This window comes from Pseudomonas sp. C11, from assembly GCF_034683865.1.
Lineage (GTDB): Bacteria > Pseudomonadota > Gammaproteobacteria > Pseudomonadales > Pseudomonadaceae > Aquipseudomonas.
Map to the genome: position 1 here is coordinate 236178 of NZ_JAWIIP010000006.1, position 23359 is coordinate 259536.

Below are 23359 nucleotides of genomic sequence, written 5' to 3' on the forward strand. Positions count from 1 at the left end.
CATGTTGTTATTGTTTTGCCATCACACAGCGCACTGACCGCTAACGCGTGGCCTTGTAGCGTCTGCGCTGCGACAGCTCGTGCAGCCAGCGCTGCATGGATGTCTCATCGCCCAGGTAACTCTGCAGGAAAATCTGCAACTCGTCGCTCCCCCAGTGATGACCGGCCCGCCTGAACAGGGGCTCGATGTCCTTGATCCGATCACGCCGCCCCAGCAGCAGCGGGCGTGTCTTCTCAAGGTCGATCAGTTGCGCCTCGAAGAGGTCGCCCTGTTCACGCAGGAAGATGTGCTTGGGATAGAAACAGCCATGCATCTGTCCGGCTTCGTGCAAGCAGCGCGCCAGTTCGCCACAGGCCTGCACGATGGCGGTACGCCGCGATGGCTCCAGTGCGCCCCAGTCAGCCAGCCAATGGTCGAGATCCTGCCATCCGTCCAGGGCGCGGGTCAGCAGTATGGCCCGGCGCTCACCTGGTACCCGGCGCTCGGCGAAAAATGCCGCTTGCAGGGCCGGGATGTGCAGCTCGGCATAACGCCGGATATTGCGGAACTCACGGGCGAAGGTCGGTTCGCCGAAAGGATGCAGCAACGTACGGGTCAGGTGATTGCTTTGCCGCTTGAGGTAGAAAGCGCGCTCATCCAGCTCCAGGCGATAGACACTGCTCCAGCCACCGCGCTCGGTATTGGGCTCGTCCACGGCTTCCAGCTTCAATGCCCACAACGCATCGAAACCAGCCAGCCCGTGACGTTCGAGCAAGGCACGATCCTGCGCCGCAATGAAGTCCTTCATTCCCGCCCCTCGAAGAATTTGAGGATCTGCAACACACGACGCTTGTCACCCTCGCTCAGGCGCCTGCGATCGCGGTATTGCAGGTAGAAACGCAGGCGTTGCGTACGCGACAGCACGCGCTTGGCGACTTTGTCCAGACACGCCAGATCCTTGATGATGCGATAGCGCAGCAACGGCCCCCACCAGAAACTGCCGGTGGGGCAGTCGATAAAGAACAGCTCGGCCTTGTCATTGACCAGAAGATTGCGCCACTTCAGATCGTTATGGGTGAAGTGATGCTCATGCAGGGTGCGCGTTCCCTGGGCCACCTGCTGACTGACATGCAAGACCCATCCACGGTCAGCCAGGCGCTGATCCTCATACTCGGCGATTTCGGCCAGATTGAGGGTGTTCTCCAGCTCGCGGGTTACCAGCGCGCCACGTACGAATGCGCCGGCACTGCGTTCGAGGCCATAAGCCACGATGGGAGCGGTGGGAATGCCCCATTTGGCGAACAACTTCAGGTTCTGCCACTCGGCCTTGACTCGCGGACGCCCCAGGTAGCGGCGCAGACCCTTGCCAGCGCCCCAGTAGCGCTTGACGTAGTAACGCACCCCGCCACGCTCGATACGTATTACCTCGGACAACGGATCTCTTGTAAGCCGCTCACCCTCCAGCGCAAAAACGGCATCCAGAGACCCGAAAGTCTCTTCGTGCTCGGCGTAATCCGACTGTAAAACCCAATGGGCCATCAAGGCGCACTCCCCAACTCAGTCGCGATACGCCACACCGGGATAAATGGTCGCCAAATGTAGCGACCCAGCAACTTGAAATTGATAACAGGCGCCAGTACCTGGTTGCGGGCATTGAAACCAGGGCGCCACACGAACTCGGCGTGTTTACGGGTGATGGTGAAACTGCGCAGCCCCATCAGAGACCCCAGGTGCCCACCACCGGAATCATTGCTGATCACCACCGCACACCCCGCAAGAAACTCTACAAGTTGTCCAATATTCGGATAGCTGCGCACAGTGAAATCTGGATAAAGCGCCGCCAGCTTATTGCGCTCCGCGGGGAGGCCGACGAACTCGACCGTCCAGCCCAAAGCGCGCAAGCGTCGGGCCAGCCAGCGAAAACCCGTAGGTGAGTAGTTCTTCTTTTCATGGGGTGTCGTTGGAAAAATCGCCACCCGGCGCTGAGCATCGGCAGCAACCGACGGCAATGCAACAACGATGGGCTCAGCGGAAACCAGCCCATAGACACTGGCTGCATACTCGTCAACCCACTGCACCATATTCAGTCCAGCACGAGAACGCAGACACAATGGCCGGCTGGCCTGGAGAAATACCCTGCCCGCCACATTGACAGCCCGGCCGTCCAGGGCAAGCTCACGAGGCAGTTTCTTTGCCGTGACGAACGCAATATTGGAGGCCTGAAGCGTCTCGGCGACAGATTCCGTATCGCGCATTAGCCAATTGATATAACTGACAACAAGGTCGTTTTCACCAGCAAGCGTCGGCAGATCTACCGACTCACTCGACTCCACCTGAAGCCAGGGGAAGTAGCCCACAGCCGAGGTCAGCGTACTGCTTATGAAACGCACCTGTGCACCAGCAATATGGAACAGCCAGGCCAGCCGTAGGTATATCGTAACGTCCCCCAGCGCGGTACAGGGCAGGATGGCAACACGCTTGCCGCTCCAAAAATCGGTGTTTTCCCTCACAAAGCATCTCCATAACGCTGCTTACGCTCATACAGTTTGGCTGCCTTGCGCTCCAGCCAGGTCAGCAGGCTTGTCTCCTCGCGCAGCACCTGACGCAAGGGACTCTGAAAGTAGGTACGCAGAAAGCGCAGCTTGTCGCGGCGGGTCAGGCCGATGTCCAGTGCCGAGAAATACAGAGCGGCCAGATCCTTGTCGCGCCAGCGACGGGGCACGGCATCACGCACCTGAGCGCGGTGCAGGTCGATCACCGACAGGCGCAGGTCGCTGGCCTGGATCGGCCGGTCGCTGTGCAGCAGAAAGTGACAGATATAACAGTCGCGGTGGTTGACCCCGGCGCGGTGCATGCCGCCGGTCATCTGCGCCACTCGCTCGATCAGCGCCCATTTGAGTGCCGGCTTGGGCGGTTGCTCGGCCCAGTTGAGGCTGAGCTGTTCCAGGTCGACGGTAGGCGCCAGTTCCTCGGTGACGATGAACGAGTGCTGGCGTGCGGGATTGGCGCCGCGCTCACCATAAGCCACGGCGGTCATGGTCGGCACGCCGGCCTCGGTCAGACGCTGAATCGCCCGCCACTCCTGGCCAGCCCCCAGCACCGGTGCCTTGGCCGTCAGCAGGTTCTTGGCGATCTCGCTCCAGCCAATGCCGCGGTGAATCTTGACGAAGTAGCCACGGCCATCGACCTCGGTACGCAGGGTACGGCGCCCCTCCAGCTCACGATAGACCTGGCCCTGCAGCGCCTCGACGGCCTCGAAGGCATCGCGACCGGCCCACAGGCTCTTGAAAGGTTCGGCGAGGATCAGCTTCACGCGTGTTTCTCCGCGAGAATCACGTCGGCGGCCTTCTTCGGCATCGAGTACAGGTCGGCGCTGTCCGCATAGGCCAGGCCATTACGCCTCCAGAACGCGCGGCGCTCGGGGTCGGCGAGCATATCGGCGAGCATGCGGTTGAGTTGCTCCTGCTCGAAGGGGCTCGGCACAACACGGCCGCAATCGGCGTCAGCGATGTAGTGGGCATAGCCGCAGACATCGGTGACCAACACTGGTAAGCCGGACACCAACGCCTCCAGCAGCACGGTGCCGGTGTTCTCGTTGTAAGCCGGGTGAATCAGCAGATCGGCACCGAGCAGAAAACGCGGAATATCGCTGCGCCCCTTGAGTATCTGCACCTGGTCGGACAGGCCCAGTGCCTTGATCTGCAGCAGGAAAGGCTTGGGATCGTCCTGACCAATGGCGATCAGGCGGGTGCGCTTGCGCAATTCACGCGGCAACGAGGCCAGTGCCTTGAGGCTACGATCCAGGCCTTTGGTCTTGAAACCGGAGCCGATCTGCACCAGCAGCAAGTCATCCTCGGCCAGCTTGAACTCACGGCGAAATTCGGCGCGAATCTCAGCGGCATTGGCCGGCGCGCGGCGATCCTGGGCGATGCCCGGCGGCAACAAGTGGAAACGCTGCAGCGGGGTCTTGTAATGCTTGATGAACAGCGGTTGCTGTACCTCAGAGATCATCAGGATCTCGGTCTTCGACTCCGGCGCGAACACCGCGCGCTCGTACTCGGCGAAGTGCTTGTAGCGCCCCCAACGCCGGTAAATCGGGTTGCGCAGAGTCTGCGCCTTATCCTCGAAACAGCCATCGGCGGCGTAGTACACGTCGAGGCCCGGCATCTTGTTGAAGCCGATCACCCGGTCGACCGGGTCGCGCTTCAGATCGGCCTGCAGCCAGGCGCTGAACTTCTCGTTACGGCGATGGTTGAACAGCGCCCGCACCGGCGCCACGCGCACGTCGAAGCCTGCAGGGTTATCCCCTTCCCAGATCGGCGTGTAGACGCGAATGGCATGGCCGCGCGCCTGACACTCCAGGGCGATGCGCATGAAATCGCGCTGTAGCCCGCCGAACGGGAAGTATTTGTAGAGAACGAAGGCCAGTTGCATAGCCGCTCCTTAAAGGGTGCCGGGAGGCGCGAGCAGCAGTGCCTCCAGTTCCAGGCCGACGCGCTCGGCACCGAGACCATCGAAGCAGGGCTTGTCACGGTCGCCGCAGCCGGCGTTCGGGCCGCTGGCGCACAGGTGAATCTGGCTACGGCCGTAGGCGCCCACCTTGCCGGGCAGGGTCGGGCCGTAGAGGGAAATGTTCGGCACATCCAGCGCAGCAGCCAGATGGCCGAGGCCAGTGTCGACGGAGACGCAGGCGCTGGCGCCAGCGATCACCTTGGCCACACCGGCCAGGTTCAGCTTCGGCAGCACAGCGGCATGCGTCAGGCCGGCCGCGATGCGTTCGGCGCGAGCCTTCTCCGCATCGTTGCCCCAAGGCAGGCGCACGGCCCAACCCAGCTCGTCCATACGCTCGGCCAGCGCGCGCCAGTCGGTTTCCGGCCAGTGCTTGCTGGCCCAGGTGGTGCCGTGCAGGAACACCAGATAAGGCTGCGCCGGAGCATCCATCATTGCCGCGCGGTTCAGCCCGTAATCCCCCGTGCTGGTCGGCAAGGGGTAGTCCAGCGCCTTGGCGAATAGCTGACGCACGCGCTCCAGCGCGTGCTGATCCTTGGGCACCGCGTAGCGACGGTCGTAGAAACGGCTGGCCAGCGGCTCACGCGCCGAGTCGCGATCCAGCCCGGCCACTGGCGCCGACACATAGCGTGTCAACCAGGCGCTTTTGAGCAGGCCCTGGGCGTCGATCACCAGGTCGTAGCGGGTTTCGCGCAGGCGTTTCTTGAAGCGCGCCCACTCACCACTGCGCCAGGTGCGCAGCGGATGCTTGCGCCAACGACGGACGGCCACCGGAATCACCTGAGAAACCGCTGGGTGCCAGGCGGGAATCTCGGCGAAGCCCTCTTCCACCACCCAATCGAAGCGGATGCCGGGTATCGCACGAGCCGCGTCGGTCAATGCCGGCAGGGTATGCACCACGTCGCCGAGCGACGAGGTCTTGATGATCAGCACCCGCAAATCAGTCGCCCTCGACCAAAATCAGGGCATCGCCGACCAGCCGTTCCAGCGCCTCGATCACGGGCTGCGGCTCAAGCTCACGCAGGCAGTTGTAGTGGCCGTAACGACAGGTGCGCTCGAAGCAGGGGCTGCACTCCAGCCCCAGACGGACGATCTCGACACGGTCGGCCAGCGGCGGGGTGAAGCCCGGCGAGGTGGAGCCGTAGACCGCCACCAGCGGCCGGTTCAGTGCCGCCGCTACGTGCATCAGCCCGGAATCGTTGGATACCACCGCCGTGGCGGCCGACATCAGGTCGATGGCCTCGGCCAGACTGGTTTGCCCGGAGAGGTTGCTGACTTCCTCGCGCAGCCCAGGGATCAGGCGCAGGCGAATGTCTTCGCCACCGGCATGGTCATTCTTCGAGCCGAACAGCCAGACCTGCCAGCCTTCGCGAATCTTGGCCTCGGCCACCTTGGCGTAATGCTCGGCCGGCCAGCGCTTGGCCTCGCCGAACTCGGCACCCGGGCACAGCGCCAGCACCGGGCGATCCAGTTGCAGGTCGAACTTGGCCAATGCCGCGTCGCGGCTGGACTCGTCGATCTGCAAGCGCGGCTGCGGATAGGGCTGCGGCAACACAGCCCCTGGCTCATAGGCCAGGGCCATGAAGCGCTCGATCATCAGTGGGTAGCGCGCCTTGTCCAGCGTGCGGATATCGTTGAGCAGACCGTAGCGCATCTCGCCCTTCCAGCCGGTGCGCTTGGGGATGCCGGCGAACCAGGGCACCAGGGCGGACTTGAGCGAGTTGGGCAGCAGGATGGCCTGATCGTACTGACCGACCAGCGACTTGCCGATGCGCCGGCGCGTGGCCAGGTCGAGCACACCGTGGCCCAACGGCAGACTCAGCGCGGCGCGCACCTCGGGCATGCGCTCGAGGATCGGCCGGCTCCAGTCCGGTGCCAGCACGTCGATCTCGCAATCGGGATGGCACTGCTTCAGGCACTGGAACAGCGTCTGCGCCATCACCATGTCGCCTACCCAGCTGGGGCCGATGATCAGTATCTTCATATCTTTTCCAGAAACGACCGGGGAGGCTCAGAGCCCGCCTGCAATCAGCTGCGCGCCGGTCATGCGTCGTTGCAAAAGGGCCTCGAGCGTTCATTTACCGCAGTAAACTCACGCCCTCGTCCCTGTTGCGCCTAGCCTGACGCTAACTCGCAAGATTGCCGGCGGACTCTTGAGGCCTCCCCGTCGAGCCTTCGAACAATCGCTTATTTAACCAGAGTGCGCCATTCGGCATGCGCGCTGGTCTTGCCGGTCACCAGGTCGAAGTAGGCTTTCTGCAGCTTCTCGGTCACCGGGCCACGGCGGCCAGCGCCGATCTTGCGGCCGTCGACTTCGCGGATCGGCGTGACTTCAGCGGCGGTGCCGGTGAAGAAGGCCTCGTCGCAGATGTACACCTCATCGCGGGTAATGCGCTTCTCGACCACCTTGATGCCGTGCTCTTCGGCCAGGGTCAGGATGGTGCTGCGGGTGATGCCGTTGAGGCAGGAGGTCACTTCCGGGGTGTACACCACACCATCCTTGACCAGGAAGATGTTCTCGCCCGAGCCTTCGGCCACGTAGCCTTCCGGATCCAGCAGCATGGCCTCGTCGGCGCCGCCGGAGATGGCTTCCTGCAGGGCCAGCATCGAGTTGATGTAGTTGCCGTTGGCCTTGGCGCGGGTCATGGCGATATTAACGTGGTGACGGGTGTAGGAGCTGGTGCGCACCTTGATGCCGGCCTCCAGCGCCTCTTCGCCCATGTAGGCGCCCCAGTGCCAGGCGGCAACGATCACGTGCACCTTCAGGCCGGCAGCGCGCAGGCCCATGCCTTCGCTGCCGAAGAACACCATCGGGCGCAGGTAGGCGCTTTCCAGGCCGTTCTCACGTACCGCGGCGCGCTGCGCTTCGTTGATCTCTTCCTTGGTGTAGGGCATCTGCATGTTGAAGATATGCGCGGAGTCGAACAGGCGGTCAGTGTGCGCCTGCAGGCGAAAGATCGCCGTGCCATCCGGGGTGTTGTAGGCGCGGACGCCTTCGAACACGCCCATGCCGTAGTGCAGGGTGTGGGTCAGCACATGGGTGGTCGCATCGCGCCACGGCACCAGTTTACCGTCGTACCAGATCACGCCATCACGGTCGGACATCGACATCTTGCCTGCTCCTCAATTCGCTTCGCGGTTCGGTCATGCTCGGGGCTTGGCCCCTCTCGTTCAACTCAGTTCCAGCTGGCGCCACAGGCGCATCACGGCGCGGCGCTCATCCTGGAACTGATCGCCCGGAACCACCCCGGGCTGCTTCTGCAGCGCCTGACGATGCGCCGCCGAGCGATAGATCTTGTAGACCTCGCGCAGCAGACCGGCATCTTCCGCCGTCATCAATCCAACCCGTTCGAGCCCCTCGAGGATGCGAATGTTGTCGGTGAATTCGAGCAGTTGCGGGTATTGCCACGACCAGGCCAGGGCCGCGTATTGCACCATAAATTCGATATCGACGATACCACCGGCGTCCTGCTTCAGATCGAAGGAGGCCGCGGCATCGAAGGCATTCGCCCCGGTACCGGCCAGGGTCGCACGGGTGCCGAGATTGTCGCGCATCTTCGCCCGCATCTCGCTGACTTCACTGCGCAGGGCCGCCACATCACGCTGACGCCCGAGCACCTCGGCACGCACACGGGCGAACGCTCCCGCCAGGCGCTGACAACCGACCAGCACCCGCGCGCGCACCAGCGCCTGGTGCTCCCAGGTCCAGGCCTCGCTCTCCTGATAGCGCTGAAAGGCGCCGAGCGAGCTGACCAGCAAACCGGCCGCGCCCGAAGGTCGCAGGCGCATGTCCACTTCGTAGAGCGCGCCGGACGTGGTCTGGGTGGTCAGCAGGTGGATGATGCGCTGCCCTAGTCGAGTAAAGAACTGCGCGCCATCGATGGGTTTGGCGCCGTCGGTCTCGGCCTGCGGGTCGCCATCATGGATGAACACCAGATCCAGATCCGACCCATGACCGAACTCCAGGCCACCGACCTTGCCGTAGCCGACGATGATGAAATCCGGGTCGCACGGCGTGCCGTCGGCGCGCTGCGGGCGACCGTGACGCTGCACCGTGTGCTGCCAGGCCAGCGCCAGCACCTGATCGAGAATCGCCTCGGCCAACCAGGTCAGGTAGTCCGAAACCTTCATCAAAGGCAGCGTGCCGGCGATCTCCGAGGCGGCCACGCGCAAGCTGTGCGCCAGCTTGAAATGCCGCAGCGCCTCCATCTGCTGCTCCAGATCATCCTCGGGAATGCGCACCAGCCGTTCGCGCAACTCGGCTGCCAGCTCCGGCGCCAGCGGCGGCGAATAAAGGCGCCCTTCGTTGAGTAGCTCATCGAGCAACAGGGGATAACGGGCAATCTGCTCGGCGATCCAGGGGCTGGCGGCGCACAGGGTGATAAGGCGCTCCAACGCACCAGGGTTCTCGGTCAGCAGCACCAGATAGGCCGAGCGCCGCGCCACCTTCTCCACCAATGGCAGCACGCGTTCCAATACCAGATCCGGCTGATCGTGCTCGACGGTCTGCGCCAGCAGGCGCGGAATGAAAGCATCCAAGCGCTCGCGCCCCAGGCGCTGCATGGCGCGCACCTGCGGGCCGTTGCGCAGATCAGCCAGGCGTCGGCAAGCCGCAGCAGCCTCACCGAAACCGGCCTCCTGCAACTGCTGAACGGCAGCTTCTTCGTCCAGCGCGCCCTCCCACAACGGCAACCATTCGGCGCCGACAGCGGCCTCGCCAACCTCGCCATCTTCCTCGTCGGGATCGGCAATCACCTGCTGGAAATGCCACTCGATGCGTCCACGCCAATGCATCAGGCGCTCATGGAAGCTCGCCCAATCGGCGAAGCCCATGATCACCGCCACGCGCGCCTGATCCTGCGCGTCGGCCGGCAACATCTGTGTCTGCCGGTCGCCGATGCCTTGCAGGGCGTGCTCGGTGTAACGGAGGAATTCGTAGCCCTCCTTCATCTCGGCGACCACGGCGGGCGGCAGGTAGCCCTGCCCTTCCAGCGTGGTCAGCACCTTGAGCAGCGGCCGCTGCTGCAGGCTGAGATCACGTCCACCATGGATCAACTGGAAGGCCTGGGCGATGAACTCGATCTCGCGGATACCGCCGGCGCCGAGCTTGATGTTCTCGCTCATGCCCTTGCGCCGCACCTCCTGCTGGATCAGCAACTTCATCGCGCGCAACGCCTCGATGGCGGAGAAATCCAGGTAGCGCCTATAGACGAAGGGCCGCAGCATCTCCAGCAATTCGGCACCGGCGGCCTGATCGCCACCGACCACGCGCGCCTTGATCATGGCGTAGCGCTCCCAGTCGCGGCCCTGATCCTGGTAGTACTGCTCCAGTGCATTGAAGCTGAACACCAGCGCCCCGGAGGAACCATAAGGACGCAGGCGCATGTCGGTGCGGAAGACGAAACCGTCGACGGTGATCGCATCCAGCGCCTTGATCAGCTTCTGCCCCAGGCGAATGAAGAACTCCTGGTTGTCCAGCGGGCGCTTCACGCCCTCGGTCTCGCCACCCTCGGGGTAGCCGAAGATCAGGTCGATGTCCGAAGACAGGTTCAGCTCGTGCGCGCCAAGCTTGCCCATGCCGAGGATGACCATGTGCTGGGGCCGACCGCTGCGCCGGCCAGTCGGCGTGCCGAACTGTGCGCAATGCCGTGGGTAGAGCCAGTGATAGGCCAGATCGATGCAGGCATCGGCCAGATCGGACAGGTCGCGACAGGTCTCCGCCAGCGCAGCCTGACGACTGAAATCACGCCAGATGATGCGCAGTTGCTGACGATTACGGAAACGTCGCAGACAACGCCCGAGCGCCTCTTCATCGGCGCACTCGGCCAGCAACGCATCGAGCTGCTGACGCAATTCGCCAGGCGCCAGACTGCGCTCAAGCTCGCCCGACTCCGCGAGCGCGAGAAAGGTCTGTGGGTCACGATGCGCCTGCTCTGCGACAAAATCACTCAGGGCCGCCACCTGCCGCCAGGTGGCCAGGCGCTCGGCCGGCCAGGCTTGCCAGACGGCCTGCAATTCAGGCTGTTCCGCGAGGGCGGCAGTAAGGAACTGGTCGGCACGATCAGCGAGAGGATCGAAGGAGGCAGGCAAATTGAGCAGCGAGGGCAGGCTCATGGTCTATCCTTTTTGGCGGTCTGCCGGCCGCTCGTCGGGACATCCGAAGTCCCGCTACCGCTGAGTATCCGCGGCATGCAGCGCAGCTCACTGTAGTTTTACTACGAAAGATTTGTAGCGGGAGAGCTGAATCCGTCGTCGAAATGTAGTAAAACTACACGCCGGCCGGCCCTACCCCCGGTACATCCAAGAATTCAGCTCGCCCGCCCAAAAAGCCGGCGAGACCCACTGGCCTCCGATTCTGGAAGCCTTTCCGCCCTGGAGCAAGCCATGCAAGACCTCGATCCGATCGAAACCCAGGAATGGCTGGACGCCCTTGAATCCGTCCTCGACCGTGAGGGTGAAGACCGAGCCCACTACCTGATGACCCGTATGGGCGAGCTGGCCACCCGCAGCGGTGCGCAACTGCCCTACGCGATCACCACTCCGTACCGCAACACCATCCCGGTCACGCACGAAGCGCGCATGCCCGGCGATCTGTTCATGGAGCGACGCATCCGCTCGCTGGTACGCTGGAACGCCCTGGCCATGGTGATGCGCACCAACCTGGAAGATCCGGATCTGGGCGGCCACATCTCCAGCTTCGCCTCCTCGGCGACCCTCTACGACATCGGCTTCAACTACTTCTTCCAGGCCCCGACAGAAGAACACGGCGGCGACCTGGTGTTCTATCAGGGCCACGCCAGCCCCGGCGTCTACGCCCGCGCCTTCATGGAAGGCCGCCTGAGCGAAGACCAGATGCAGAACTTCCGTCGCGAAGTCGACGGCAAGGGCCTGTCCTCCTACCCGCACCCCTGGCTGATGCCGGACTTCTGGCAGTTCCCGACCGTTTCCATGGGGCTGGGCCCGATCCAGGCCATCTACCAGGCACGCTTCATGAAGTACCTGGAAGCGCGCGGCTTCATCCCCGCCGGCAAGCAGAAGGTCTGGTGCTTCATGGGTGACGGCGAGTGCGACGAGCCGGAATCCCTCGGCGCCATCGCCCTGGCCGGCCGCGAGAAGCTGGACAACCTGATCTTCGTCATCAACTGCAACCTGCAGCGCCTCGACGGCCCGGTGCGTGGTAACGGCAAGATCATCCAGGAACTCGAAGGCGTGTTCCGTGGTGGCGGCTGGAACGTCAACAAGGTCGTTTGGGGTCGCTTCTGGGATCCGCTGTTCGCCAAGGACAAGGACGGCGCCCTGCAGCGTCGCATGGACGAAGTGGTCGACGGTGAATACCAGAACTACAAGGCCAAAGACGGCGCCTACGTGCGCGAGAACTTCTTCAACACGCCGGAACTCAAGGAGATGGTCAAAGACCTTTCCGACGACGAGATCTGGAAGCTCAACCGTGGCGGCCACGACCCGTACAAGGTCTACGCGGCCTACCACCAGGCCGTGAACCACAGCGGCCAGCCGACCGTGATCCTGGCCAAGACCATCAAGGGCTACGGCACCGGCGCCGGTGAAGCGAAGAACACCGCGCACAACACCAAGAAGGTCGATGTCGACAGCCTGCGCCAGTTCCGCGACCGCTTCGACATCCCGATCAAGGACGAAGAGCTGGAAAACCTGCCCTTCGTACGTCCGGAGCCGGGCAGCGCCGAGTACAAGTACCTGCACGAGCGCCGCGCCGCACTGGGTGGCTTCGTACCGCAGCGTCGCGCCAAGAGCTTCAGCATCCCGACCCCGCCGCTGGATACCCTCAAGGCCATCCTCGACGGTTCGGGCGACCGTGAAATCTCCACCACCATGGCCTTCGTGCGCATCCTCGCGCAACTGGTCAAGGACAAGGACATCGGCCAGCGCATCGTCCCGATCATCCCGGACGAAGCCCGTACCTTCGGTATGGAAGGCATGTTCCGCCAGCTCGGCATCTACTCTTCCGTAGGCCAGCTGTACGAGCCGGTCGATAAAGATCAGGTGATGTTCTACAAAGAGGACAAGAAAGGTCAGATCCTCGAGGAAGGCATCAACGAAGCCGGCGCCATGAGCTCCTTCATCGCCGCGGGTACCTCGTACTCCTGCCACAACCAGCCGATGCTGCCGTTCTACATCTTCTACTCGATGTTCGGCTTCCAGCGTATCGGCGACCTGGCCTGGGCCGCTGGCGACAGCCGCACCCGTGGTTTCCTGATCGGCGGCACCGCCGGCCGTACCACCCTCAACGGTGAAGGCCTGCAGCACGAAGACGGTCACAGCCACATCATGGCCGCGACCATCCCCAACTGCCGCACCTATGATCCGACCTACGGCTACGAGCTGGCGGTGATCATCCAGGACGGCATGAAGAAGATGACCGAAGAGCAACAGGACGTCTTCTACTACATCACCGTGATGAACGAGTCCTACCAGCAGCCGGCCATGCCGGAAGGCTCGCAGGCAGGCATCATCAAGGGCATGTACCTGCTCGAAGAAGACAAGAAGGAAGCCGCGCACCACGTGCAACTGCTGGGCTCCGGCACCATCCTGCGCGAAGTGCGCGAAGCGGCGAAGATTCTCCGCGACGAGTACAACATCGCTGCCGACGTCTGGAGCGTCACCAGCTTCAACGAGCTGCGCCGTGACGGCCTGGCAGTGGAGCGTCGCAACCGCCTGCACCCGGGCCAGAAGCCGCAACAGACCTACGTCGAGCAGTGCCTGGGCGGCCGCAAGGGCCCGGTCATCGCGTCTACCGACTACATGAAGCTGTTCGCCGAACAGATTCGTCAGTGGGTACCGAGCAAGGAATACAAGGTGCTCGGCACCGACGGCTTCGGCCGCAGCGACAGCCGCAAGCAACTGCGTAACTTCTTCGAAGTGGATCGCAAGTGGGTCGTGCTGGCCGCGCTGGAAGCACTGGTCGACCGTGGCGAGATCGAAGCCAAGGTCATGGCCGATGCGATCGCCAAGTTCGGTATCAACCCTGACAAAGCCAACCCGCTGGACTGCTGAGGAGCGTAGCGATGAGTGAACTGATTCGCGTACCCGACCTCGGTGGTGAAGGCGAGGTCATTGAACTGCTGGTCAAGGTCGGCGACCGTGTCGAAGCCGACCAGAGCATCCTGACTCTGGAGTCCGACAAGGCCTCCATGGAGGTGCCCGCGCCCAAGGCCGGCGTCATCAAGGAACTGAAGGTCAAGATCGGCGACCGCCTGAAGGAAGGCGACGAGCTGCTGGTGCTGGAAGTCGAAGGTGCTGCGCAAGCCGCGCCGGCGCCGAAAGCCGAAGCCGCACCAGCCGCCGAAGCCCCGAAAGCGGCTGTTCCGGCCACCGCGCCTGCCGCTGCCGCTGCCGCTGCCGCTGCCGCAACCAGCAGCGTGCAGGACGTGCACGTGCCGGACATCGGCACCGACGGCAAGGTCAAGGTCATCGAAGTGATGGTCAAGGCCGGCGACCGTATCGAAGCCGACCAGTCGCTGATCACCCTGGAGTCCGACAAGGCCTCCATGGGAATCCCCGCGCCGGCTGCCGGCGTGGTGGAGTCGGTACAGGTCAAGCTGGACGATGAAATCGGCACCGGCGATCTGATCCTCAAGCTGAAAGTCGAAGGGGCCGCCCCGGCCGCCGCTGCTCAGGCTCCAGCCGCCGCACCCGCACAAGCTGCCGCACCTGCAGCAGCCCCGGCACCGGCCGCCGCAGCCAGCGGCAGCAGCGTGCAGGACGTGCACGTCCCGGACATCGGCTCCAGCGCCAAGGGCAAGGTCATCGAGATCATGATCAAGGCCGGCGACAGCATCGAAGCCGACCAGGGCCTGCTGACCCTGGAATCCGACAAGGCCTCCATGGAAATCCCCTCGCCGGCTGCCGGCGTGGTGGAAGAAGTGCTGGTCAAGCTGGATGACGAAATCGGCACCGGCGATCTGATCCTCAAGCTCAAGGTAGCCGGCGCAGCCCCTGCCGCCGCACCGGCGCAAGCCAGCCAGCAAGTGCACCGTGTGCCGGAAGGCGCCGCCCCGGAAGTGGCCGCCGAAGTGCGCGCCATCGCCTCGCTGTCGGCCGCTGCTGCCGACCCGGCCAATGCACCCAAGCGCAGCAGCGCCAAGGTGCACGCCGGCCCGGCCGTGCGTCAGCTGGCGCGTGATTTCGGCGTGGAACTGGCGGATATCGCCGGCACCGGCCCGAAAGGTCGCATCCTCAAGGAAGACGTGCAGGTTTACGTCAAGGCCATGATGCAGAAGGCCAAGGCCGCACCGCAGGCGACTGCTGCTGCCGCTACCGGCGGCGCCGGCATCCCGCCGATCCCGGCGGTGGACTTCAGCAAGTTCGGTGAAGTCGAAGAAGTGGCGATGACCCGCCTGATGCAGGTCGGCGCCGCCAACCTGCACCGCAGCTGGCTCAACGTGCCGCACGTGACCCAGTTCGATTCGGCCGACATCACCGATCTGGAAGCCTTCCGTGTCGCGCAGAAGGCCGTGGCCGAGAAGGCTGGCGTCAAGCTGACCGTGCTGCCGCTGCTGCTCAAATCCTGCGCTCACCTGCTCAAAGAACTGCCGGACTTCAACAGTTCGCTGGCACCGAGCGGCAAGGCGATCATCCGCAAGAAGTACGTGCACATCGGCTTCGCCGTCGATACGCCGGACGGCCTGCTGGTGCCGGTAATCAAGAACGTCGACCAAAAGAGCCTGCTGCAACTGGCAGCCGAAGCGGCCGAACTGGCCGACAAGGCACGCAAGAAGAAGCTGTCGGCTGACGACATGCAGGGCGCCTGCTTCACCATCTCCAGCCTCGGCCACATTGGCGGCACCGGCTTCACGCCGATCGTCAACGCGCCGGAAGTGGCGATCCTCGGTGTCAGCAAGGCGACCATGCAACCGGTCTGGGACGGCAAGGCCTTCCAGCCGCGTCTGATGCTGCCGCTGTCGCTGTCCTACGATCACCGCGTGATCAATGGTGCAGCCGCTGCCCGCTTCACTCAGCGCCTGTCGCAGGTGCTGGCGGACATTCGCACCATCCTGCTGTAAACCGTTTCGAGCACGCCACGCTCGCATCCTCAACCCCGCCCAATCTGGGTGGGGTTTTTTTTGCCCGTGATTAGGGCTTTTCAGCCCTTCTGCACGTTACGGATCAGAAAGCTCAGCGCCTTGGCCAGCTCGGCAGCACCACCGAGATCACGCACGATGGTCAGCAACGGCTGCCCGTCACGCGGGTTGAGCAGCGTGCAGCGAATGCCGCTCGGCGGACATTCATAGCGGATATAGGGATCGAGCCCGAACACCGAGAGGTGACGGTTGCGCACACTGACCGCTGTACCCTGACTGCCACGCACTTCCTCACGCAGGATCAATTCGCCCGATGCACCGGTGCTCAACCGATAAGTGAGATCGTCACGCTGCGCCTGCCCCACCTGGTAGGCCGCGCGCAACGCATAGGTGTCGAGCAGCGCATTGCTGTGCGCCAGCAGCGCCTGGCGTTCGTCCGAGGTCAGATAAAGTCGCTTGAGTTCGCTCAGGTAAGCCGCCTGTTCCTCGCCCTGGAGCCCGTCATTTGTGGCCGCCAACGCGGATGCCGAAGAAAAAAGCGTGCTATGCAGCACCAACACCATGAGTTTTCTTGTCAGTAACGATCGCATCATGCACCCTTGCCGAACGCTATAGTGAAGTAGGCCCGAGCCGGTGCTTGCCCGCACGCCGCGATTGCCCCTGCCGGCACCGCTGCTGCGACGAAATCCTCCGCTCGTATGGCCAGCATACTGGAAGCCCACCGCCCAATGAAAAGCCATCCCGATGCCGGCAACCGCCTGGCAGCCGAGGTTGTGACGCAGTTGCCAGTGCCCTCGCGGCTCGGGATGCTGCGTTTCGAGCGCTTGAACGAGCCAAGCTGGGCCCTGTTGTTTCTCGACCCGGCCTGCGAGCGGGCACTGGGCGTGAGCGCCCCCGAACTCTGCGCGCTGGTGGACGCACCTTATGCCAGCCTGATGGAGCCTGAGGCGCGCTACGGATTGCACGATTCCATTCAGCAGCAGTTGCTGAGCAGCCCTCACTACATCGTCCACTACACCCTGCACACGCCACTCGGCCCGTTGAACCTGCTGGAAGTCGGCGAACCCTTCAAACAGCGCAATCGCCAATTACTGCGTGGCTACCTGCTGGTCACCAGCGGGGAAAATGCCGAGCGCGTCGAAACCGACTACGAATTGCAGTTGCCGGCCAAGCCGCAAGCCGACACGGCAGCGCTGCTCCAGCTCACCCAGCAGGAGCAGCGCGACCATCTGGCGCGTGCGCGCACCCGCCAGGCACTGATCGTGCGCCTGGCCAGACAACGCTACCTGTCGGCCGATCCGTTGCGCGAAGCCGCCGAACTCATCACCGAGGTGGCCTGCGAAGCCTACGGCATCGCCCAGGCCGGCATCTGGCGCATCAATCAGCACAGCATCGAATCGGTCGCGCTCTACCGCGCCGGCCTCAAACGCCACGACAGCCTGCAGGGCTTTGATACGCGCAGCTTCCCGATCTACCTCGAAGCCCTGCGCAGCGGGCGCGCCATCGATGCGCAGAACGCCCGCCAGGATCCACGCACCCGCGAGCTGGCGGCCTGCTACCTCGCGCCGGAAGACATCACCTCCGTACTAGATGCCAGCATCCGCGTGGATGGCGAAGTGGTCGGCGTCCTCTGCCTGGAACACCGAGGCGCGCCCCGCCCCTGGCAAGCCGATGAAATCGCCTTCGCCGGCGAACTCGCAGACCAGTACGCGCAGGTGCTGATCAACCAGCAGAAGCGCGACGCTACCCATGCCCTGAACCTGTTCCAGCGCGCCGTGGAACAAAGCGCCAGCGCCTTCCTGCTGGTCGATCGCGACGGCATGGTGGAATACGTCAACCCCAGTTTCACCGCCATCACCCTGTACAGCAGCGACGAGGTCTGCGGCCAGCGTTTGTCCGAGCTGCCGGCCCTGGCCAACCTCAGCGATCTGCTGTTCGACAACGCCTCAAGCCTGGCCGAACACAACAGTTGGCAGGGCGAGTTCCGCAGTCGACGCAAGAGTCAGGAGCCCTACTGGGGCCAACTGTCGATTTCCAAGGTGTACGGTGACGATGGCGAGCTGACCCACTACATCGGCATCTACGAAGACATCACCGAGACCAAACTGGCCCAGCAGCGCATCGAGCGCCTGGCCTATACCGATAACCTGACCAACCTGGGCAATCGCCCTTCGTTCATTCGCAGCCTGGAAGAGCGTTTCGCACGCAACCCCGAGCAATCGCTCGGACTGCTGCTGGTGGACATCGACAACTTCAAACGGATCAACGACAGCCTCGGCCACCAGACCGGCGACAAGCTGCTCGCCGCCCTGGCCCGGCGCCTGCGCAACAGCCTGGGCATGCAAGGTACGCTGGCGCGCTTCGCCAGCAACGAGTTCGCCATCCTGCTCGACGGCAGCGATGAAGATACCGCCCAGCGTATCGCCCATCAGGTGCTGCAGACCCTGGACAAGCCACTGTTCGTCGACAACCAGTTGATCAGCATCACCGGCTCGGTCGGCCTGGCACTGGCCCCCAAGCATGGCGGCGATCCGCAGACACTGATGAAACATGCCGGCCTGGCGCTGCACAAGGCCAAGGCCAACGGCAAGCATCAGGTGCAGCAGTTCACCGAAGCGCTGAACGCCGAGGCGAACTACAAGCTGTTCGTCGAGAACAACCTGCGCCGCGCCCTGACCCAGAGCGAGCTGGAGGTGTTCTACCAACCCAAGCTGTGCCTCAAGACCGGACAACTGGTGGGGATGGAAGCCCTGCTGCGCTGGCAGCACCCGGAGAAGGGCATGATCCGCCCGGATCAGTTCATCAGCGTCGCCGAGGAAACCGGGCTGATCATCCCCATCGGCAAGTGGGTGGTGCGCCAGGCCTGCCGGATGAGCAAGCAGATTGCCGCCATCGGCATGGGCGAATTGCAGGTGGCGATCAACCTGTCACCCAAACAGTTCTCCGACCCGGATCTGGTCGGCTCCATCGCCGCCATCCTGCACGAAGAGCAACTCGACCCGCGCCTGCTGGAGCTGGAACTCACCGAGGGCCTGCTGCTGGAGGCCACCGATGACACCCGCCACCAACTCGGCCGCCTGAAGAGCCTGGGCCTGACCCTGGCCATGGACGATTTCGGTACCGGTTATTCGTCGCTCAGCTACCTGAAGAAGTTTCCCATCGACGTGATCAAGATCGATCGCAGCTTCGTCAAGGACATCCCCGACAATCAGGACGACATGGAAATCACCTCGGCGGTGATCGCCATGGCCCACAACCTCAAGCTCAAGGTGGTGGCCGAAGGCATCGAGACCGCGGCCCAGCTCGGTTTCCTGCGTCGCCAGCGCTGCGATATCGGGCAAGGTTACCTGTTCGACAAACCCATCCCGGGTCGCGACCTGATCGACAGCCTGCGCCGCTATCCGTGCCGGCCACAGAGCTCGACCGACCAACGGACGTAACACGCGCCTCGGCACGCAGTCCACAATCTGCCATCTACAGGAGATCGCCATGGTTTTGCGCTCGCAGATTCTCGTTCATAAACTCGCCCTGCCGACAGCCGAACAGGCGCTGCCCGGCCGTGCCGAACCGCTGCCGGTGGCCGACACTCACCACGTCAACGGCCACCCGATCAAACCGCCCTTCCCTGCAGGTCTGCAGCAGGCCGTGTTCGGCCTCGGCTGTTTCTGGGGGGCCGAACGACGCTTCTGGCAGCAGCCGGGCGTATTCAGTACGGCGGTCGGTTATGCCGGTGGCTACACCCCCAACCCCACCTATGATGAAGTCTGCTCCGGGCTCACCGGGCACACCGAGGTGGTGCTGGTGGTGTTCGATCCGCAACACACCAGCTTCGAAGCGCTGCTCAAGGTGTTCTGGGAGGCGCACAACCCGACTCAGGGCATGCGCCAGGGCAACGACCAGGGCACCCAGTACCGCTCGGCCATCTACTGCCAGGACGAGGCGCAATTGCGCGCAGCGCTGGCCAGCCAGGCACGCTTCCAGGCCGAGCTGGACAAGGCCGGCATGGGCAGCATCACCACGGAAATCGCCGAGGCGCCGACCTTCTACTACGCCGAGACCTACCATCAGCAGTACCTGGCGAAGAACCCCAACGGCTATTGCGGCCTCGGCGGAACAGGCGTATGTCTACCCCCTGAACACGCCATCTGAGTCGAACATCGTGGAACTGAGCAGCATCGCCAGCCAGGTATCCAGTCAGGCCTCTTCGCAGACTGCCGCGCAGATGTCGCTTCTGCTGCTGCGCAAGACCCTGGATCTACAGGCCGCCAACATGGCGGGGCTGGTACAGGCGGCAGCGCCGGCCAGCACACCGAGCAATCCGCCGAATCTGGGCAACAGCATCGACGTGACAGCCTGAACAACAGATGCCTTTATGCCATCAGCCGGACTAAACTGCGGGCACTTAGCCAGCAATCGATGAGTCCGGCATGGCCGCCCCTCTCCCTACCATCACTCCCGAGCAACTTTGCATAGGCCTGTACATACAGCTGGATCTGAGCTGGTGGGAGCATGATTTCGCCTTCAGCAACTTCAAGATCAAGGACGAGGGGCAGCTCCGCGCCCTGCGTGCCCTGAAGCTGAAGCAACTGCGCTATGATCCCTCACGCAGTGACTGCCCGCCGCTGAAGCTCTCCGAAGAGCCCACTCTGGAGCCCAGCGCCGGCGAACAGGCTGCGGTCGATCCGGAAAGCCTCGCCCGCCAGGAACGTGCGCAGAAACTGCGCCACCTGCGCAGTCGCCTGGCCGAAGTGGATCGCCGTTTCATCGATGCCAGCCAGCGCATCAAGTCGCTCAACCAGACCCTGCGCAGCCGCCCGGAAGATGCCATGCGCCAGGCTGGAGCCATCGTCGGCGAGATGGTCGAGACCCTGCTCGGCGCACCTGGCGTGGTGCTCCACGGCATCACCGGCAAGGCCGCCGAGGACAGCTACTTCCATGCGCTCAACGTCACCGTCCTGTCGCTGCTGCTCGGCCGTCAGCTCGGTCTCGACAGCGAGGCCTGCCACAGCATTGGCCTGGGCGCGCTGCTGCACGATATCGGCAAGATGGAAGTGCCGAGCAAGGTGCTGCTCAAACCCGAACCGCTGACCCGCCCGGAACAGCAATTGCTGCAGATGCACACCGATTTCGGCCTGCGCATGGGGCAGAAGCTGATGCTCGATGACGAGGTGCTGCGCATCATCCACGAGCATCACGAACACTGCGACGGCACTGGCTATCCGCGCGGTCTGCGTGAAGCCGGCATCGGCCGCCTGAGTCGTCTGGTGGCCATCACCAATCACTTCGACGGCCTGTGCAACCCGCTCGACCCACGCCAGGCGCTGAGCCCGCACGAAGCGCTGGCGCTGATGTTCAAGCAGCAGCGCGAACGTTTCGACGAGGTGATGCTGAAGGCCTTCATCCGGGTCATGGGGATCTACCCGCCGGGCAGCCTGGTACAGCTCGAAGACGAGCGTTACGCGCTGGTGCTGGGCATGAACCCGACTCAGGCACTGAAGCCGACGCTGATTCTCTACGACGCGGAGATACCCAAGCAGGAAGCGCTGATCCTCGACCTGGCGCAGGAGCCGAGGCAGGCCATCGCCCGCAGCCTGCGCCCCTCGCAGCTACCGCTGGAGGTGCTGGAGTACCTCAGCCCGCGGCGCAACCTGAGCTATCACATCGAGCCCAATCACAAGCCGGGCTAAGGCTGCATGCTTGTAGCCCGGATGCAATCCGAGGATCGGAGGGCACGGCTTCCGGATTTCATCCGGGCTACGCTTATGACTTACCGCTTGTGGCTTCTTCTATCAGCCAATCCAGGCGCCAGCCGCCCTGGCTCTGGCCGAGCGCATCGGCCAACCACGGCAGCAGTTGCCTGAGCTCGTCCTCCAGGCCCCATGGCGGGTTGCTGATCACCAGGCCCGAACCGCTCAGGCGCGTGGCATCGTCCGGGGCGTGCACGTACAGCTCGGCGCGCAGCAACTTGGGCGCGGCGCTCTTTTGCAGGTCACGGTAGAAACGCGCCAACTGACGTTCGTCCTTGATCGGGTACCAGATCGCGACGATGGCCTGGCGCATGCGGCCATGCGCTTCATTCAAGGCCTCGACACAGCGTTGCAGTTCGTCCGTCTGTTCGAAGGGCGGATCGATCAGCAGCAGCACGCGCTTCTCGCGGGTCGGCATCAGTGCACGTGGCACGTGCCAGCCTTCGCCCAGGTGCACGGCCACGCGCCGGTCGCCGCGCATGTTGTCCTTGAGCAGGCGACCATCCTCGGGGTGCTTCTCGTTGAGCTGCAGCCGATCCTGCTCACGACTGAGCAGACGTGCCAGCTCCGGCGAGCCGGGGTAGTAGCGCAGCTCGCCGTCCGGGTTCATGGCCCGCACCACTTCCAGATAAGCCTCCACCGCGTCCGGCAACTGCGCGCCCTGCCACAGGCGAGCGATGCCTTCCAGGTACTCGCCGGTACGGCTGGCCTGGTCGCCTTGCAGATCATAGAGGCCGATGCCGGCATGGCTGTCGAGGTAGGCGAAGGGCGTCTCTTTCTTCGACAGCAGGGCGATCAGGCGAGTCAGCACCAGGTGCTTGAGCACGTCGGCGTGGTTGCCGGCATGGAAGGCGTGGCGGTAGTTCATGCGGGAGTCCTCGAATCAGGCGCGCAGTTTAACAGGCCAAGAGCAGCTCGCATCGTGGCTTGCAGCATGGCACGCTGGTTACCTCCTCAGCGGACAGCGAGAGCACATGATGTCTCTGCAACACTTGCTCGGCAGCGAACTCCCTCTGATTCAAGCACCGATGGCCGGCTCGCAGGATCACCGCCTGGCGGCGGCCGTATGCGAGGCTGGCGGCCTGGGTTCGATCCCCTGCGCCATGCTCACGCCGACAGCCCTGCGTCAGGAGCTGGAGATGCTACGCAGCCTGACCACACACCCGTTCAACCTCAATTTCTTCAGCCATGTACCGCCCGAGTCGGATGCACGACGCGATGCGGCCTGGCGCGAAGCACTGGCGCCCTACTACCGTGAGCTGGGCGTGGATCAGGCGAATATCGCCAGCGGGCCGGGGCGCTTGCCCTTCAACGACGAGGCCGCCGCACTGGTGGAGGAGTTCCGCCCGGCGGTGGTCAGCTTTCATTTCGGCTTACCGCCGCATGCCCTGCTGGAGCGCGTGCGGCGCAGCGGCGCGAAGATCCTCTCCAGCGCCACCACGCTGGACGAAGCACTCTGGCTGCAGGAACACGGCGTCGATGCGGTGATCGCGCAGGGCCTGGAAGCCGGTGGCCATCGCGGACACTTTCTCGACCATGACCTTAGCCGCCAGCTCGGCACCTTCGCCCTGTTGCCGCAGTTGGTAGAAGCCCTCGACGTGCCGGTGATCGCGGCAGGTGGCATCAGCGATGCCCGTGGCGTGGCCGCAGCCATGGCGTTGGGCGCAGCGGGCGTGCAGGTCGGCAGCGCCTATCTGCTGTGCCCGGAAGCCAATACCAGCGCCATCCACCGTGCCGCCCTGCAAAGCCCGGCGGCGCGCCATACAGCACTGACCAACCTGTTCAGCGGGCGCCCGGCACGCGGCATCGTCAACCGCCTGATGCGCGAGCTGGGGCCGCTCAGCACGCAGGCGCCGGAATTCCCGCTGGCCACTGCAGCCATCGCCCCCTTGCGAGCGGCAGCCGAAGCGCAAGGCAGCGGGGACTTTTCGCCGCTGTGGGCCGGTCAGAACATTGCCAACTGCCGGCCGATGCCGGCGGCCGAGCTGACCCGCGAGCTGGCGCGGGGCTTCGCCTGAGATCCTGGTCGGGTGCAACCTGCCGTCTCGGTTATGGCGGGTTGCACCC

Annotated in this window: 18 protein-coding genes; 7 read left to right on the forward strand and 11 right to left on the reverse strand. The window is 63.9% G+C overall.

Going from position 1 to position 23359, the window contains the following annotated elements; genetic code table 11:
* Positions 1-40: 40 nt before the first annotated feature.
* The 9 genes from VC352_RS12155 to glnE all read right to left on the reverse strand — a co-directional run bounded on the left by VC352_RS12155 (position 41) and on the right by glnE (position 10602).
* Entirely contained in the window at positions 41-787 is a 747-nt protein-coding gene (locus tag VC352_RS12155) for a lipopolysaccharide kinase InaA family protein (protein ID WP_322979814.1), read from the reverse strand.
* Entirely contained in the window at positions 784-1518 is a 735-nt protein-coding gene (locus VC352_RS12160) for a lipopolysaccharide kinase InaA family protein (RefSeq protein WP_322979815.1), read from the reverse strand. Before VC352_RS12160 ends, VC352_RS12155 begins: the two co-directional genes overlap by 4 nt.
* Complete coding sequence (locus VC352_RS12165; protein ID WP_322979816.1) at positions 1518-2489, reverse strand: glycosyltransferase family 9 protein; 972 nt, start codon at positions 2487-2489, stop codon at positions 1518-1520. Before VC352_RS12165 ends, VC352_RS12160 begins: the two co-directional genes overlap by 1 nt.
* Positions 2486-3292: a lipopolysaccharide core heptose(I) kinase RfaP gene (rfaP, locus tag VC352_RS12170; protein WP_322979817.1), complete on the reverse strand. Its 807-nt coding sequence runs from the start codon at positions 3290-3292 to the stop codon at positions 2486-2488. The genes VC352_RS12165 and rfaP overlap by 4 nt, the downstream gene beginning before the upstream one ends.
* Positions 3289-4413: a glycosyltransferase family 4 protein gene (locus tag VC352_RS12175; RefSeq protein ID WP_322979818.1), complete on the reverse strand. Its 1125-nt coding sequence runs from the start codon at positions 4411-4413 to the stop codon at positions 3289-3291. Before VC352_RS12175 ends, rfaP begins: the two co-directional genes overlap by 4 nt.
* A gap of 9 nt (positions 4414-4422) precedes the next feature.
* Positions 4423-5427: a lipopolysaccharide heptosyltransferase I gene (gene waaC, locus VC352_RS12180; RefSeq protein ID WP_322979819.1), complete on the reverse strand. Its 1005-nt coding sequence runs from the start codon at positions 5425-5427 to the stop codon at positions 4423-4425.
* Between the two features lies 1 nt (position 5428).
* On the reverse strand, positions 5429-6472 hold the full coding sequence (waaF, locus tag VC352_RS12185) for a lipopolysaccharide heptosyltransferase II (protein ID WP_322979820.1): 1044 nt from the start codon (positions 6470-6472) through the stop codon (positions 5429-5431).
* Positions 6473-6675: 203 nt separating this feature from the next.
* On the reverse strand, positions 6676-7599 hold the full coding sequence (locus VC352_RS12190; RefSeq protein ID WP_322979821.1) for a branched-chain amino acid transaminase: 924 nt from the start codon (positions 7597-7599) through the stop codon (positions 6676-6678).
* Positions 7600-7659: 60 nt separating this feature from the next.
* Positions 7660-10602, reverse strand: a complete 2943-nt coding sequence (gene glnE, locus VC352_RS12195; protein WP_322979822.1) for a bifunctional [glutamate--ammonia ligase]-adenylyl-L-tyrosine phosphorylase/[glutamate--ammonia-ligase] adenylyltransferase — start codon at positions 10600-10602, stop codon at positions 7660-7662.
* A 270-nt stretch (positions 10603-10872) separates the two neighbouring features.
* Here glnE and aceE point away from each other — a divergent pair, with 270 nt between their 5' ends.
* Positions 10873-13518, forward strand: coding sequence for a pyruvate dehydrogenase (acetyl-transferring), homodimeric type (aceE, locus tag VC352_RS12200; protein ID WP_322979823.1), 2646 nt, complete (start codon positions 10873-10875; stop codon positions 13516-13518).
* Between the two features lie 11 nt (positions 13519-13529).
* Positions 13530-15527 carry a dihydrolipoyllysine-residue acetyltransferase gene (aceF, locus tag VC352_RS12205; protein ID WP_322979824.1) on the forward strand — a complete coding sequence of 666 codons (1998 nt, stop codon included), beginning with the start codon at positions 13530-13532 and terminating at the stop codon, positions 15525-15527.
* Between the two features lie 80 nt (positions 15528-15607).
* On the opposite strand, the gene VC352_RS12210 is transcribed toward aceF, so the two are convergent.
* Positions 15608-16135: a hypothetical protein gene (locus VC352_RS12210; protein ID WP_322979825.1), complete on the reverse strand. Its 528-nt coding sequence runs from the start codon at positions 16133-16135 to the stop codon at positions 15608-15610.
* A 138-nt stretch (positions 16136-16273) separates the two neighbouring features.
* Between VC352_RS12210 and VC352_RS12215 the strand changes: the two genes are divergently transcribed.
* The 4 genes from VC352_RS12215 (at position 16274) to VC352_RS12230 (ending at position 21232) form a co-directional block, all read left to right on the forward strand.
* Entirely contained in the window at positions 16274-18985 is a 2712-nt protein-coding gene (locus tag VC352_RS12215; RefSeq protein ID WP_322979826.1) for a putative bifunctional diguanylate cyclase/phosphodiesterase, read from the forward strand.
* A 49-nt stretch (positions 18986-19034) separates the two neighbouring features.
* On the forward strand, positions 19035-19694 hold the full coding sequence (gene msrA, locus VC352_RS12220) for a peptide-methionine (S)-S-oxide reductase MsrA (protein WP_322979827.1): 660 nt from the start codon (positions 19035-19037) through the stop codon (positions 19692-19694).
* A gap of 10 nt (positions 19695-19704) precedes the next feature.
* Positions 19705-19902 (forward strand): putative motility protein, encoded by a 198-nt coding sequence (locus tag VC352_RS12225; RefSeq protein ID WP_322979828.1) that lies wholly within the window; start codon positions 19705-19707, stop codon positions 19900-19902.
* A 70-nt stretch (positions 19903-19972) separates the two neighbouring features.
* Positions 19973-21232: an HD-GYP domain-containing protein gene (locus VC352_RS12230; RefSeq protein ID WP_322979829.1), complete on the forward strand. Its 1260-nt coding sequence runs from the start codon at positions 19973-19975 to the stop codon at positions 21230-21232.
* 73 nt (positions 21233-21305) lie between these two features.
* On the opposite strand, the gene VC352_RS12235 is transcribed toward VC352_RS12230, so the two are convergent.
* Complete coding sequence (locus tag VC352_RS12235) at positions 21306-22160, reverse strand: 23S rRNA (adenine(2030)-N(6))-methyltransferase RlmJ (RefSeq protein ID WP_322979830.1); 855 nt, start codon at positions 22158-22160, stop codon at positions 21306-21308.
* Between the two features lie 109 nt (positions 22161-22269).
* On the opposite strand from VC352_RS12235, the gene VC352_RS12240 reads away from it, so the two are divergent.
* Positions 22270-23310, forward strand: coding sequence for a nitronate monooxygenase (locus VC352_RS12240; RefSeq protein ID WP_322979869.1), 1041 nt, complete (start codon positions 22270-22272; stop codon positions 23308-23310).
* The last annotated feature ends 49 nt before the right edge of the window (positions 23311-23359 follow it).

Bases quoted from the DNA above. Each gene is read 5' to 3' on its own strand.
- glnE (WP_322979822.1), bottom strand. From the start codon at position 10,602: ATGAGCCTGCCCTCGCTGCTCAATTTGCCTGCCTCCTTCGATCCTCTC.
- VC352_RS12155 (WP_322979814.1), bottom strand. From the start codon at position 787: ATGAAGGACTTCATTGCGGCGCAGGATCGTGCCTTGCTCGAACGTCAC.
- VC352_RS12230 (WP_322979829.1), top strand. From the start codon at position 19,973: ATGGCCGCCCCTCTCCCTACCATCACTCCCGAGCAACTTTGCATAGGC.
- VC352_RS12215 (WP_322979826.1), top strand. From the start codon at position 16,274: ATGAAAAGCCATCCCGATGCCGGCAACCGCCTGGCAGCCGAGGTTGTG.
- aceE (WP_322979823.1), top strand. From the start codon at position 10,873: ATGCAAGACCTCGATCCGATCGAAACCCAGGAATGGCTGGACGCCCTT.
- VC352_RS12160 (WP_322979815.1), bottom strand. From the start codon at position 1,518: ATGGCCCATTGGGTTTTACAGTCGGATTACGCCGAGCACGAAGAGACT.
- msrA (WP_322979827.1), top strand. From the start codon at position 19,035: ATGGTTTTGCGCTCGCAGATTCTCGTTCATAAACTCGCCCTGCCGACA.
- VC352_RS12190 (WP_322979821.1), bottom strand. From the start codon at position 7,599: ATGTCGATGTCCGACCGTGATGGCGTGATCTGGTACGACGGTAAACTG.
- aceF (WP_322979824.1), top strand. From the start codon at position 13,530: ATGAGTGAACTGATTCGCGTACCCGACCTCGGTGGTGAAGGCGAGGTC.
- VC352_RS12175 (WP_322979818.1), bottom strand. From the start codon at position 4,413: ATGCAACTGGCCTTCGTTCTCTACAAATACTTCCCGTTCGGCGGGCTA.
- waaF (WP_322979820.1), bottom strand. From the start codon at position 6,472: ATGAAGATACTGATCATCGGCCCCAGCTGGGTAGGCGACATGGTGATG.
- VC352_RS12210 (WP_322979825.1), bottom strand. From the start codon at position 16,135: ATGCGATCGTTACTGACAAGAAAACTCATGGTGTTGGTGCTGCATAGC.
- VC352_RS12235 (WP_322979830.1), bottom strand. From the start codon at position 22,160: ATGAACTACCGCCACGCCTTCCATGCCGGCAACCACGCCGACGTGCTC.
- VC352_RS12240 (WP_322979869.1), top strand. From the start codon at position 22,270: ATGTCTCTGCAACACTTGCTCGGCAGCGAACTCCCTCTGATTCAAGCA.